General features: G+C 56.3%; 13 protein-coding genes. 8 read left to right on the top strand and 5 right to left on the bottom strand.

Annotation, left to right across the window (positions count from 1 at the left end):
• Nucleotides 1-133: 133 nt before the first annotated feature.
• Both QN378_RS03685 and QN378_RS03680 read right to left on the bottom strand, forming a co-directional pair.
• Nucleotides 134-511, bottom strand: a complete 378-nt coding sequence (locus QN378_RS03685) for a VOC family protein (RefSeq protein WP_322202321.1) — start codon at nt 509-511, stop codon at nt 134-136.
• A 56-nt stretch (nt 512-567) separates the two neighbouring features.
• Nucleotides 568-1,440: a LysR family transcriptional regulator gene (locus QN378_RS03680; RefSeq protein WP_322202319.1), complete on the bottom strand. Its 873-nt coding sequence runs from the start codon at nt 1,438-1,440 to the stop codon at nt 568-570.
• 125 nt (nt 1,441-1,565) lie between these two features.
• On the opposite strand from QN378_RS03680, the gene QN378_RS03675 reads away from it, so the two are divergent.
• Nucleotides 1,566-3,095, top strand: a complete 1,530-nt coding sequence (locus tag QN378_RS03675) for an MFS transporter (RefSeq protein ID WP_322202317.1) — start codon at nt 1,566-1,568, stop codon at nt 3,093-3,095.
• Nucleotides 3,096-3,184: 89 nt separating this feature from the next.
• Nucleotides 3,185-4,093 carry a hypothetical protein gene (locus QN378_RS03670; protein ID WP_323549430.1) on the top strand — a complete coding sequence of 303 codons (909 nt, stop codon included), beginning with the start codon at nt 3,185-3,187 and terminating at the stop codon, nt 4,091-4,093.
• Here QN378_RS03670 and QN378_RS03665 read toward each other — a convergent pair.
• Nucleotides 4,090-5,229, bottom strand: a complete 1,140-nt coding sequence (locus QN378_RS03665; RefSeq protein ID WP_322202312.1) for a glycerate kinase — start codon at nt 5,227-5,229, stop codon at nt 4,090-4,092. The two genes, QN378_RS03670 and QN378_RS03665, sit on opposite strands and share 4 nt — an antisense overlap.
• 117 nt (nt 5,230-5,346) lie before the next feature.
• Nucleotides 5,347-6,450, bottom strand: coding sequence for a sugar diacid recognition domain-containing protein (locus QN378_RS03660; protein ID WP_322202310.1), 1,104 nt, complete (start codon nt 6,448-6,450; stop codon nt 5,347-5,349).
• A gap of 181 nt (nt 6,451-6,631) precedes the next feature.
• Here QN378_RS03660 and QN378_RS03655 point away from each other — a divergent pair, with 181 nt between their 5' ends.
• The 3 genes from QN378_RS03655 to pncA all read left to right on the top strand — a co-directional run bounded on the left by QN378_RS03655 (nt 6,632) and on the right by pncA (nt 9,232).
• Entirely contained in the window at nt 6,632-7,285 is a 654-nt protein-coding gene (locus tag QN378_RS03655; protein ID WP_322202308.1) for a DUF1345 domain-containing protein, read from the top strand.
• Between the two features lie 101 nt (nt 7,286-7,386).
• Complete coding sequence (locus QN378_RS03650; protein ID WP_323549431.1) at nt 7,387-8,352, top strand: D-2-hydroxyacid dehydrogenase family protein; 966 nt, start codon at nt 7,387-7,389, stop codon at nt 8,350-8,352.
• Nucleotides 8,353-8,524: 172 nt separating this feature from the next.
• Nucleotides 8,525-9,232 (top strand): bifunctional nicotinamidase/pyrazinamidase, encoded by a 708-nt coding sequence (gene pncA / locus QN378_RS03645; protein ID WP_322202304.1) that lies wholly within the window; start codon nt 8,525-8,527, stop codon nt 9,230-9,232.
• Here the strand turns inward: pncA and QN378_RS03640 are convergent.
• A complete protein-coding gene (locus QN378_RS03640) occupies nt 9,184-9,666 on the bottom strand; it encodes a GNAT family N-acetyltransferase (protein ID WP_322202302.1) in 483 nt (160 codons plus the stop codon). The two genes, pncA and QN378_RS03640, sit on opposite strands and share 49 nt — an antisense overlap.
• Before the next feature lie 161 nt (nt 9,667-9,827).
• Between QN378_RS03640 and QN378_RS03635 the strand changes: the two genes are divergently transcribed.
• The 3 genes from QN378_RS03635 to QN378_RS03625 all read left to right on the top strand — a co-directional run bounded on the left by QN378_RS03635 (nt 9,828) and on the right by QN378_RS03625 (nt 12,902).
• Entirely contained in the window at nt 9,828-10,700 is an 873-nt protein-coding gene (locus QN378_RS03635) for a formate/nitrite transporter family protein (RefSeq protein WP_322202300.1), read from the top strand.
• 149 nt (nt 10,701-10,849) lie between these two features.
• Nucleotides 10,850-11,533, top strand: coding sequence for a response regulator transcription factor (locus QN378_RS03630; RefSeq protein ID WP_322202298.1), 684 nt, complete (start codon nt 10,850-10,852; stop codon nt 11,531-11,533).
• Nucleotides 11,511-12,902, top strand: coding sequence for a HAMP domain-containing sensor histidine kinase (locus QN378_RS03625; protein ID WP_322202296.1), 1,392 nt, complete (start codon nt 11,511-11,513; stop codon nt 12,900-12,902). Before QN378_RS03630 ends, QN378_RS03625 begins: the two co-directional genes overlap by 23 nt.
• Nucleotides 12,903-12,929 lie beyond the last annotated feature (27 nt).

Below are 12,929 nucleotides of genomic sequence, written 5' to 3'. Positions count from 1 at the left end.
ATAGCAAGCAGCCGCACAAATTGTGGAGGCATGCTTGCCTACGAAAGGCCTATCGTTGCGCCGCCTATATCGACCTGAAACCTGGGTTGCTGGCATTAACGTTTTCGTCGGCAAGGCAACTCCCAATCGCGGGTCAAACGTACTCAGAAATCTCTATCAGGTTCAGATCCGGGTCACGCAGGTACACCGAACGAATGGGTCCGGTGGCGCCAGTGCGCATGATGGGGCCTTCAATAATTGGCCAATTGGCCGCGCTCAAACGTTCGATCACCTGATCCAATGGGATCGATGCGACAAAGCATAAATCCAATGCCCCAGGCACCGGCTGGTGGGCTTTGGGCTCGAACTCATGCCCTCTAATGTGCAGGTTTATTTTCTGATGACCGAACGTAAACGCTATACGCCCTGCACCAAAGGTCTCCAGCTGCATCCCTAACACGCGAACGTAAAAATCCTGAGCAGCTTGGGCATTGGTGGCGGTCAGCACCAGGTGGTCCAGGTGATCGATCATTGGTTAAACTCCTCAAGCATTTTTGCCACAAAACGGGTTGGTACCACGAGCGCGCCTTACTCTGCGCAATGCTTCACGTGCTCTATAAAGTGCGCTACGGCCGGAGCCTTCTCGAATCGTCGATACACCAGCGACAAGCATGACGAAGGTTGGCAGTCCTGAATGCGTCGGTACACCACGTTGGGCAAGTTGATATGGTCCACCACCGATTCAGGCACCACCGCCACACCCTGTCCAAGGGAAACCAACGCGATGACCGAGACCAGTCCACCCGGCTGCGGCCCGAGCGTTGGCGCGAAGCCACCGTGGGCCGCCACTTGCAAAGTGCCGGAGATCTGTTCGGGAAGAATGAACGTTTCATTTTGCAAATGCACGGCGTTGAGGTCTTTCAGACGGCACAACCATGAGCTGTCGGGCACCGCCAAAGTGAAGCCTTCCGCCACCAGGCTGAGGGTGCTGAGCGAATCGGGCACATGCATCGGTGAGCGAATGTAGCCGACATCAAGCCGCCCTTCCTCAATCAACGTCGGCAACGCAGGCATCAAGCTCTCGCTGATGGCAAAACCAATGTCGGGATAGCGCTGACGAAAGCTGCTGACTTGCTGCTGCAACGCACCGGAAAATACCGCCGACGCAACATAACCCAATTCGATATGCCCGGTCTCGCCCCGTCCGGCGCGCTGTGCGTTGAGTTGCGCGGTTTCAAACTGCCTCACCGCCAGTTCAGCCTCTACCTGCAATGCCCGGCCGGCGTCAGTCAGGCTGACTTCTCGCTGCTGCCGCAGGAACACCCGTGTGCCCAGTTCATTCTCCAGGTCTTGAATCTGCCGCGTCAGGGTCGGCGGGGCAATACCCAACTGCTCCGCAGCCCTGGTGAAATTCCGGTGCTTCGCAACGGCCAGAAAGTAGCGAAAGTGGCGTATTTCCATAGTCGAATTAGCTCAAAGGTAATGAAATCCTACTGCATGGGTAATCATAGGCTGAAACCTTTGCTTTATGCTGCTGATAGCGTTACCTGCAAGACAATCATAAGCATAAGCGCCCGGAGGCAGAATTGAAAATCGTTAGCCCGCGTATGACCTTGTTGACCGCTTCCGGTGTCTGCTCGCTCATTGTTCTGGACACCAATATCGTCGCCGTCACGCTCCCCAGCATCGCCCGAGATTTGGGGGCGGGCTTCGCCGACATTGAATGGGTGGTCAGTGCTTACATGCTGGCGTTTGCGGCACTGCTGTTGCCGGCTGGCAGCATTGCTGATCGCTTCGGCCGCAAGAAAACCCTGATCAGCGGCTTAGTGCTATTTATTTTGGCGTCGGTGGGCTGCGGCGCTGCGCCCAACATCTTATTTCTCGACATCGCACGTGCGATCAAGGGTGTGGGTGCGGCGTTGCTGCTGACCTCGGCGCTGGCAACTATCGGCCACGTCTTTCACGACGAAACCGAACGCGCTAAAGCTTGGGCGTTCTGGGGGGCGTGCATGGGCGTGGCAATGACCGCAGCGCCCACCGTCGGCGGGTTGATAGCTTCTTTCGTCGGCTGGCGTTGGATTTTTTACTTGAATCTGCCGGTGGGTGCGGTGCTGATGTTCTTGGTCTGGCGCAACATCCCCGAGTCGCGCAATGAACAATCGGCGCGACTGGACCCTTGGGGCAGTTTGGCATTCAGCGGCAGTTTGTTGTGTTTGATCTGGGGTTTGATCGAAGCCAATCGTATTGGCTGGGACAACAGCCTGACCACCCTGCGCATGGCCGGCGGGGTGCTGCTCTTGGCACTGTTCGTTGTGGTGGAACGCCTACAGCATCGGCCGATGGTTGATTTGCAATTGTTCAAACACCCACGCTTCATCGGAGCGCTGCTCGGGATGTTCGCCTACGCTGGCTGCGCTCAGGTGATGATGACGATGCTGCCGTTCTACCTGCAGAACGGCTTGGGCTTTAGCGCCATTGCATCAGGACTGGGCATGCTGCCGTTCGCCGCGACCATGCTGATCTTCCCGAAAATTGGTGCGCGGTTGTCGAACCATCTCTCACCGGCAGGCATGATGACTGTCGGACTGGTCTTGGTGGGCTGCGGCAACCTGCTCAGCGCATGGGCTGCCTCTGTCGGCGGTTACTTGGGTTTTGCTTGCGCCATTGCAGTCACCGGAGCTGGGGCCGGTTTGCTCAATGGTGATACCCAGAAAAACATTATGGCGTGCGTGCCGCGGGATCGTGCAGGCATGGCCTCGGGCATGAGCACCACCATGCGTTTCAGCGCCATTGTGTTGGCAATCGGGATCTACGGCGCGGTATTGGCCAGCCACACGCAACAGGCGTTGAGTGGCAGTCTGCACACGGAAGCCCCCGAATGGTTGACGCAAACCGATTACATCGCCTCGCGTGTGGTGGCCGGCGATATGACCGCCGCGTTGTCGCCCCTGACAGAGAGTGCTCGCTTAGTGATTCAGCCCTTGGCGCAACAGGCTTTTGTCGCAGGTTTCAGCACCCTTCTCTGGCTAGCCGGGTTGTTGGCGTTGTTCGGTGCAATATTGGTGGGCACCTTGATGCGTAACCCGATTCCCTCGGTGCAGATGAGTCCGGCGTAAATGCACGATTTGATTTGTAAAAGCGCGCTTGTCAGCAATGGATCGCGAAGCGGCGCGTTCAATACGTCGCCGTTTTCGAGGCATCAATCATGTACCACGCACTAGCTCTGCCCTGCTCCCCCAACGACGTCCACGAGCGGATTTACAAAGGGCAAATCTTGGCTATCGACGCCCAACCGGCGATGGCGAAACTGGTGACGTTCGCCGATGAGTTTCTGCGCGAGGCGCTGTTTCCCCACACCCCTGCGCTGATTCATCAGCACTGGTCCCACGCCCAACAAGCCGAAGGATTCACTCGCTGCCAAGCTGATTTTCATCAGGCACACGAAGCAAATCGCCTCTGGGTCAAGCTCATGGAAGACATCGGCCTTGACCCTATGGAGCTTGCCTGTGACCGGCTGCACTTACGCTTTCAACCGCCACCCAGTTCCGACGCCCCAGCGTCTCGTGCACGTGCAACCGCAACCATTGCGTTTCATCGTGATACCTGGGGTTCGAATCTGTATGCGCAAACCAATTGGTGGGCGCCTATTTACCCCGTGAGTGCGCAAAGAACATTTGCCATGTACCCGCATTTATGGGACCAACCGTTGCAAAACACCAGTGCTGAGTTCGACCTTGCGTCAGTGCTAGCGCGATCCCAAGCCGGCGGCCGTAATTCGGTAGACGCTGACCAGGCCACTCCGCATTTACTTGAAACCGTGGACGCTAGCCTTGGGCAACCCGTGGTGATCGCGCCCGGTTCGATCATCGCCTTTTCCGGAGCCCATGCCCATGCAGGCGTGCCTAATAGCAGCGCCCTGACGCGCATCTCTTTCGAAACCCGGACCCTGTGGCTCAACGATCTGCGTAAGGGGCGCGGCGCACCAAATATAGATGGCCATGCACGGTGGATGTCCCCGGGATTTTTTCGTTGCTTGAGCGACGGCCAACGTCTGCATGAATGGCTAGGCTGCAGTTACCTCACGCTTTACAAAAAAGGCCAAAAATACCCTTAGCGTGACGACGCCAACTGCCACACCCGAGCCAGATCACGCGCTCGGTCGTGTAACAATTGGGCGGCATTACGACATGCATAATCGAGGGTCATCGGGCCACTGGTCAGCGCAAAAGCCGCATTTATGCCGTGTTGGTACAACTGGGCATAGCCCTCCCCCAGCGTTCCCGCCAAAACGATCACCGGAACGCCTTTGTGCTGGGCAATTTTGGCAACCCCAAATGGCGTTTTACCACGCAGAGTCTGAGCGTCGAAACGACCCTCGCCGGTAATTACCCAGTCGGCGCCCTCCAGTGCATCGGCCAGTCCAACCAGATCAGCCACTACGTCCACGCCGGGACGAAAGGTCGCATTCAGATACGCCTTGGCGGCGAAGCCCATGCCACCCGCCGCACCACATCCGGGGTCGTCCCGTAGATCGCGGTTCAGCACCTCAGCAGATTGATCGGCGAAATGCCCCAACGCCGCGTCCAATTCCAGGACTTGCTGCGGTGACGCGCCCTTTTGCGGCCCAAAGACATGCGACGCCCCATGCAGACCGCACAACGGATTATCAACGTCCGCAGCGACTTCAAAGCACACGTCGCGCAAACGCTTGTCGAGGCCATCCATTTCGATCCGTTGGACCCGCGCCAATGCCAGGCCGCCCGGCTCCACACGCTGCCCCTGGGCATCCAGAAACCGCGCACCCAGTGCCGACAGCATGCCGCTGCCTGCGTCATTGGTCGCACTGCCGCCAATAGCCAAAATGATCCGTTGCGCACCGGCATCCAGCGCCGCGCCGATCAATTCGCCTGTACCTTGAGTACTGCTGAGGCAGGCGTTTCGTTGTTCCAGGGTCAAGAGTTGCAGGCCGCTGGCCATGGCCATTTCGATGATCGCGGTGCGGCTTTGCGCTAGCCAACCCCATTGCGCGTCAACCGCATCTCCCAGCGGCCCAGTTACCGAGGCGCTCATCCAATGACCATCACACGCCGCCAAAATCGCCTCGATAGTGCCTTCACCGCCATCTGCCATCGGGCATTGAACGAGTTCGGCATCAGGCCAGACTTCGGCAAGGCCGCTCGCGATAGCAATGGCCGCAGCTTGAGCGCTCAGACTGTCCTTGAAAGAATCCGGGGCGATGACGATTTTCATGATTATTTTCCTGTCCGTAATACGTGGATGTTCTCACCCCGGCCCACGTTTGCCGCCTGACCTTCGCACAACTAACGTCACAGGCTGTTGGTCATCGGAACAAAGGTCGCGACCGTTTTACTCATTAACAACGCGCGCAGTCATTTGCAAACCCAAGTAAAGGCGCAGAAGGTCGTTGGTTCGATAGGGATCGCAGCCGCTGAGTTCGGCAACTTTTTCCAGACGATAACGCAGACTATTACGGTGAATGCCTAACGCGTCGGCGCAGGCCTGGCTTTCGCCGCTGTAATCGAACCAACTGCGTAAAGTTTCCAGCAACAGGCTGCTATTGCTGTGCTGCAATCGGGTGATGGGATCAGCGATGCCTTGAGCCAGCCAATCATTTCGGTAACGCCAAAACAATACCGCAAGCCGATGCACCGCCAAACGAAAGAGCCGTTGTTGTGGATGAACGTGGCGCGCGTAATCAAGCAAATCTCGAGCGGCGGCGCACGCGTGGCGTAAGGTCGACAGATCGGCAGATTGCTCCACGGTGACCAAGCGCAGTGCTGCCCAACCCTGCTCATTTAGTTGCTCCAGCAGCAGTGCGTCGTCGCGCTCTTTACCATTGGCTCGGCACCAATACACCAGCGTCGATTCGCGAACGACGCACCAACTGTTGGTGTAACGAGTATTCAGCCAATTGCTTATTTGATTGGCCGTAGCCGTGTGTGCTGGCAGTTCAATCAAGACCGCTTGACGCGGTAATTGCGGTTGCAATCCCAGGTGTTCAGCCTCTTCAACCAACGCGTCGGGGCAGTCGGACAGCAACAGCCTGGAGAGTAAATCTTCGCTGCGCTGATGCCGCCAATTTTGGTCCGCTTGCTGGCGCCGATGTTCCATAAGCATTTCGGCGGTCATCTTGACCAACTCGCCGTAGACCCGAACCTGATCGGGTTCGCCCGTGATACCTAGCACGCCCACCAATTGCTGATCGAGCATCAACGGCAAATTGACCCCCGGCCGGACGCCGCTCAGGTGCTTGGCAGTTTGCGAGTCAATTTCCACCACTCGATGATTGGCCAGCACTAACTGCGCGCCCTCGTGCCGAGTGTACAAACGGTCGGCCTCACCACTTCCGATGATGATGCCCAGATAATCCATCACATTGACGTTGCACGGCAGAATCGCCATAGCTCGGTCAACGATGTCTTGGGCAAGGGCGTGGTCAAGCGCAAACATAAAAGGCTCCGCATAGAGGGGAATCAGAGGAGTTTGCCTCAATCATAGCGCTGAATCATAGACTCCTCTGCGGCTTTTCGCCCCGACGGTTTTACGACACAGGCCCACCAGCGTGCGGTTTTTTCATCTAACACAAAGGCCGTGCTAAGGTTTGCACAGACCCTGACCGCGATGCTTCCCAATGCCTCATCTTGCCCATACTCATCCCCGCCTGACCGTTGCTGGATTGATTGGCTGCGCCAGCGGAATCGTCTGCAGTTTCGTTGTTCCCGGACTCACGCCAACCACCCACATATTGATCGGCTGGAACATCGGTGTATGGACATACCTGATGCTGATGATATGGCGAACCAATCGTGCGGGTGCCGACGACGTCAAACGTTTTGCCATTGTTGAAGATGAAAATGCCGGGCTCGTATTGGCCATGGTTTGCGTGGCAGCGATTGCCAGCCTGGCAGCTATCAGCGTGGAGTTGATCGGTAGCAAAGACCTCAGCGCCAGCCTCAAAGCTTGGCATTACGGCTTCACCGGGGTAACCGTGGTGGGTTCATGGCTGATGACCGGGGTGATTTTCAGCCTGCACTATGCGCGGCTGTTCTATACCGCCAACACTCCGGAACCGGCATTGCGCTTTGCAGATGGCGAAAAAAATCCGAACTATTGGGACTTCTTGTATTTTTCTTTCACCATCAGCGTTGCCGTACAAACAGCCGACGTCGGTGTCGCCAGCCGAGATTTGCGCAAGACCGTGCTGGCGCAGTCGTTGATTGGCTTTGTGTTCAATACAGCGATTTTGGGGTTTTCGATCAATATCGCGGCGGGATTATTTGGTTAGAACATCGTTCTACGAATCATTTATTGCATAAAAAATGAAATTCAGGAGCAAGCCCTTGTTTGCTGCGAAAAATTCCAGCGCACCTTATCGAGGCATTTTGAATGACTGAGCATTCTCGCCTGCACATCGCCGTCCTTGATGACTGGCAATCAATAGCCAGCGACGTGGTGGACTGGACCGTTCTCAGCACCTTCGCAGAGCTAAGTTTTTTGCACGAATTCCCGGCAGACGCCGACACCATGATCACCCGGCTAGCGTCGTTCGACGTAATTTGCGTGATGCGTGAGCGTACACAGTTCAACGATGCATTATTAAGCCAATTACCACGTCTGAAGCTGCTGGTCACTGGTGGCATGCGCAATGCCGCAATCGACCTCTACGCTACGGCACGCTTGGGCATTCAAGTGTGCGGCACTGCCAGCTACAAAAACGCCGCGCCCGAATTGACTTGGGCATTGATCATGGGCATTACCCGCCACATGGTGGGGGAAGCCAATTCCCTCCGCCAAGGCGGGTGGCAAATCGGCTTGGGCGGCGACTTGTATGGCAAGACGCTGGGTATTTTGGGCTTGGGTAATATTGGTCAATGGGTCGCTAAATATGCCCAGGCATTTGGCATGCGAGTGATCGCCTGGAGTGAAAACCTTACCGCCGAACGTGCTGCTGAAGTCGGCGTGACCTACGTCACCAAGCGCGAACTGTTTGAACAATCGGATGTGCTAAGTGTGCACCTGGTCCTCAGCGACCGCAGTCGCGGCATCGTCGATGCCCAAGCGCTGAGCTGGATGAAGCCTACAGCCTATCTGATCAATACAGCGCGCGGTCCCATCGTCGACGAAGCGGCACTCATTGGCTTATTACAACGCGGTGATATTGCCGGCGCAGCGCTGGATGTTTTTGAGCCGGAACCCCTGCCCGTCGATCATCCGTTTCGTACCTTGAGCAACGTGCTGGCAACGCCGCACATCGGTTACGTCACCGAGAACAACTACCGGATATTCTTTAGCCAAATGATCGAAAACATTCAGGCTTGGCACGGAGGAGAACCTATTAGGGTGCTGGGGTAATACCGAGTCGAGCCTTTGGGGATGAATACGCGAAGAGACAGTACCGGCGATACCGTCTACTAATTCGCAGCTTTATCGATTAAGGCGCTCAACAACGGCTTATGGTTCTGCGCCGAGTGAGGCACACTGCGACTTTCCGCCACCGCGGATGACGCTCAAGGCGGAGCTGACCATGATTTTTTCAAGCGCTTCTTCCCCCAACAGCTCTGGTAGCGCGCTGCTGGTTATTGATATGCAAAATGATTTCATGCCTGGAGGGCAACTGGCGGTCATCGATGGCAACGCCTTGGTGCCACTGGTCAATCAACTCGGGGCATGCTTTCGCAACGTGATCATCACTCAGGACTGGCATCCTGCCGGCCACCTCTCTTTTGCCTCCAGCCATGCCGAACGCAAACCGTTCGACAACATTCACCTGCCTTACGGCGCACAAACCCTGTGGCCGGATCACTGCATACAAAACAGCCACGGCGCACAGCTACACGCCGACCTTGAGCTACCCAATGCTCAGCTGATTGTGCGCAAGGGCTATAACGCCTGCATCGACAGCTACTCTGCGTTTATTGAAGCCGACCGCTGCACCCGCACCGGGCTTGCTGGCTACCTCAGGGATCGCGGCATACACACTGTATTTCTGGTCGGCCTGGCTTTGGATTTTTGTGTCGCATGGTCGGCCCAAGATGCTTGTGCAGAGGGTTTTGACACCTTTGTCATCGCCGACGCCTGCCGCGCCATAGACTTAAACGGCTCACTCGACACCGCGTGGGAAACGATGCTGCTGGCTGGGGTGCAACGCATTGAGTCCGACGAAGTATTCAGCATCAGCAAAGATCACTCGCCCAACGCGAAGCCTTTCAACGTATCCCCGGCCAGGCGATAACGGACCCACTCCTCCTGGGGCTCTGCGCCGATGGATTTGTAAAAATCAATAGCCGGGGTGTTCCAGTCCAACACACTCCACTCAAAGCGTCCGCAACCGCTGTCGTAAGCCAACTTGGCCAAATGGCGAAGCAGTTTTTTCCCGGCACCCACGCCACGGTGACGCGAAGAGACAAACAAATCTTCCAGGTAAAGACCTTTGCGCCCCTGCCAAGTCGAGTAGCTAAGAAAGTAGACCGCGAAACCAATTGGCTGCTCATCGAGCAGACAGATCAAAGCCCGCGCCGGGGATGGTTCATCGAATAGGCTGCGCTCGATGTCCGCTACGCGGGCCAATACTTCGTGTTCGGCGTTTTCGTAGGTTGCCAGTTCGGTAATAAAGCCGAGGATCACCTCGGCATCGGCCCTGGTCGCTTCACGAATGAGGATGCTCACGGTATTTCTCCTGAATAAATAGACTGTGCTCGCAAAACTCGCGCCCTCGGCCTGAAAAAGGAAAGGGCCGAACGCTCGACAGCGGATTGTGTCTTAACCACCAGCGCCGTGCAGCATTCCATGCGCCACAAATAAACTCCGTACCCGAATCAAGGACTTTTATGGCCAGCAAAACAGACGGCAAAACCCCAGGGCTGTCCGAGGCAGAAGAAAAAAACGTCGACAAAAACCAACCTCCTCGTGCGGCGGTGCTGCATGAAACCATTCGCTTGCAAGGCGACCAAGAGCTGGAGCGCAGCGTGGCTGCGTTATGGTGGTCGGCTCTGGCCGCAGGCTTGACCATGGGTTTGTCGCTGATGGCGATGGGCTTATTCAATGCACGCCTGCCCGCAGGCGAAGCCAGTAAGGTGATTGCCTGCCTGGGGTATTCAGCAGGGTTCCTCGCGGTGATTCTGGCGAGACAACAGTTATTCACCGAAAACACCCTGACCGCTGTGTTGCCGGTCATGAGCAAACCGACCTTGCGTAACTTCGCACGGCTGCTGCGCTTATGGAGCGTCGTGCTGGTCGGCAACTTGACCGGTACGTTGCTGGTCGCCTATGTGATGTTGCATCTACCGATTTTTGATCTTAGAACCGATGCAGCTTTCCTCGATATAGGTCATAAGGTCATGGAGAACGATGTGAGCCAAATGTTCTCCAAGGGCATCATTTCCGGCTGGATGATCGCCACCATGGTCTGGATGATTCCCTCCATGGAAAACGCGAAAATCTGGATCATCCTGCTCATAACGTATTTGATGGCGCTGGGAGACTTCACTCACATCGTCGTCGGCTCGGCCGAAGTGTCTTATTTGGTATTTGCCGGGCAGCTACCTTGGAAAGACTTCTGGCTAACCTTCGCTGGACCGACGCTGGCGGGCAACATCATCGGCGGCAGTTTCATCTTCGCCCTGATCAGCCACGCGCAAATCCGTAGCGAAAGCGAAAAAACAGACAACCGCGAAAAAGACCCAAAGCGCTTTGGGCACTAGTCAAACTCCCGCAGTACAAGGCCTGCAAGAGCAAATGGCTGGCAGAGGTACCGCCACTGTGCAGGCCAATAAATTAATTTTTAAAAATTAACCCATCATTTAAGAGCAAAATGCCGCCCTGAGCCGTAACCCCTTTAGGTGTTCCCCCCATGACCCGAATTCTGACCATCGAGGACGATGCTGTCACGGCGCAAGAAATCGTTGCCGAATTGAACAGTCATGGATTCGATGTTGATTGGGTCGACAACGGACGAGAGGGGCTGATAAGGGCTGTAAGCGGCGATTATGACTTGATCACGCTGGACCGCATGTTGCCGGATGTGAACGGTTTGGCCATCGTCACCACCTTGCGGGCTCTGGGCATCGGCACACCGATTCTGATGATCAGTGCGCTGTCCGATGTTGACGAGCGAGTGAGGGGCTTGCGTGCGGGGGGTGACGACTATCTATCCAAACCTTTTGCCTCCGATGAAATGGCCGCCAGGGTCGAAGTGTTGCTGCGTCGACGCAATCCCGTAAGTGAGGCCCAGACCGTGCTGCACGTCGGGGACCTTGCACTCAACATGATCAGCCGCGAAGCCAGCCGAGGCGATCAGCCCCTAAGCCTGCTGCCCACTGAATACAAACTACTGGAATTCATGATGCGCAACACCGGGCAAGTTATCACTCGGATGATGATTTTCGAGGAGGTCTGGGGCTACCACTTCGACCCCGGCACAAACCTGATAGACGTGCACATTGGGCGTCTACGCAAAAAGATCGATGGCCCCAGCCTGACACCGCTGATTCGGACCGTACGAGGCTCGGGTTATGTCATTGCTGAACCCCTCTAAGGGTTGGCGCTCATCGAGCAGCCGTCTATTGGCGCTGTATAGTTTTCTGTTCGTCGCTTGGAGCAGCATCCTTATGGGCGTGCTGTATTGGGAAGTAACCAGCTACCTGAACACGCTCGCCCGCCACTCGCTAACCCAACGGCAACATCTTTTTTCGCGGTTTCAGGGTTATCAGTTGATTGATGCGTTGAACACCAGCGAGAAATCCGACATGCGCGCCGTGGACGCTTATGGGTTATTCGACAGCGAATTTCGCCCCATCAGCGGACCGGTAAGCAGCATCCCGGCCAATTTACCTATGGATGGCCACATTCATGAACTAAGCGACTGCATAGATTCCGACGACCCGCAGTTGCCGCAAAACAGTTGCGACGCGGTAGCTACCCAAACCCACGACGGGCGCTGGCTGATTTTGGTGCGCGACAACGGTTCATTGTTTGCTGTCACTGCCATCATTTGGCACGCCTTGCTGTGGGCCATGTCCCTGACTATTATTCCCGGCGCTGCGGGGTGGCATTTGTTGCGTCGCCGACCGTTACGCCGAATTCGCGGCCTCCAGGCCAGCGCAGAGTCCATCGTTGCGGGTGACATGGCCCGTCGGCTACCGGTGTCTGACCGCCGTGACGAACTGGACATGCTCGCTGTGATTGTCAATGCGATGCTGGATCGCATCGAAAAGCTGATGCACGAGGTCAAGGGCGTCTGTGACAACATCGCCCACGACCTACGGACCCCGCTGACCCGCCTGCGAGCTCAGCTGTACCGCATTCAACAGCAGTCTGCACAAGACTCTACGCAAGCAATGCAGATGGGCCAAGTTATTGCAGAAGCCGACACTTTGATGGCGCGCTTTCGTGGCCTATTACGTATCTCGGAACTTGAAGACCAGCAACGCCGCTCAGGCTTCGTCGAACTTGACCCACGAGCTTTGCTACACGAGCTTTACGCGTTTTATCTGCCGGTGGCTGAAGAGGTCGGCCTTACCTTGGAATTGCGGTTAGCGTCCTTTTTGCCGACGTTAATCGGCGACCGTGCGTTACTGTTTGAAGCATTGGCCAACTTGCTGAGCAACGCCATCAAGTTCAGCCCCCTTGGTGGTGTGGTCGTCCTCACCGCCTACGGCGAAGGCGACAACACGCGCATCGAAATCCAAGATTCCGGTCCCGGTATCCCGGTCGCGGAACGCAACGCTGTATTTCAACGGTTCTACCGGTGCGCAGACGGCACTCAGCAGAGTGGCTTCGGCCTGGGTTTGTCCATCGTTGCCGCCATCATCAATTTGCACGGGTTCAAACTGCGAATCGACACCAGCCCTGCGGGTGGTGCGAGTCTGATTCTTGATTGCCGCCGAGGTAGCGCGCTGGCTTAGGGCTTGGTCTGACAAGCAGCGTAATCC

Origin of the sequence: Pseudomonas sp. 10S5, assembly GCF_035019745.1 — a bacterium.
Classification (GTDB): Bacteria; Pseudomonadota; Gammaproteobacteria; order Pseudomonadales; family Pseudomonadaceae; genus Aquipseudomonas.
Note: the sequence above shows the minus strand (reverse complement) of the source record. Positions and strands in the feature narration are given on the sequence as shown.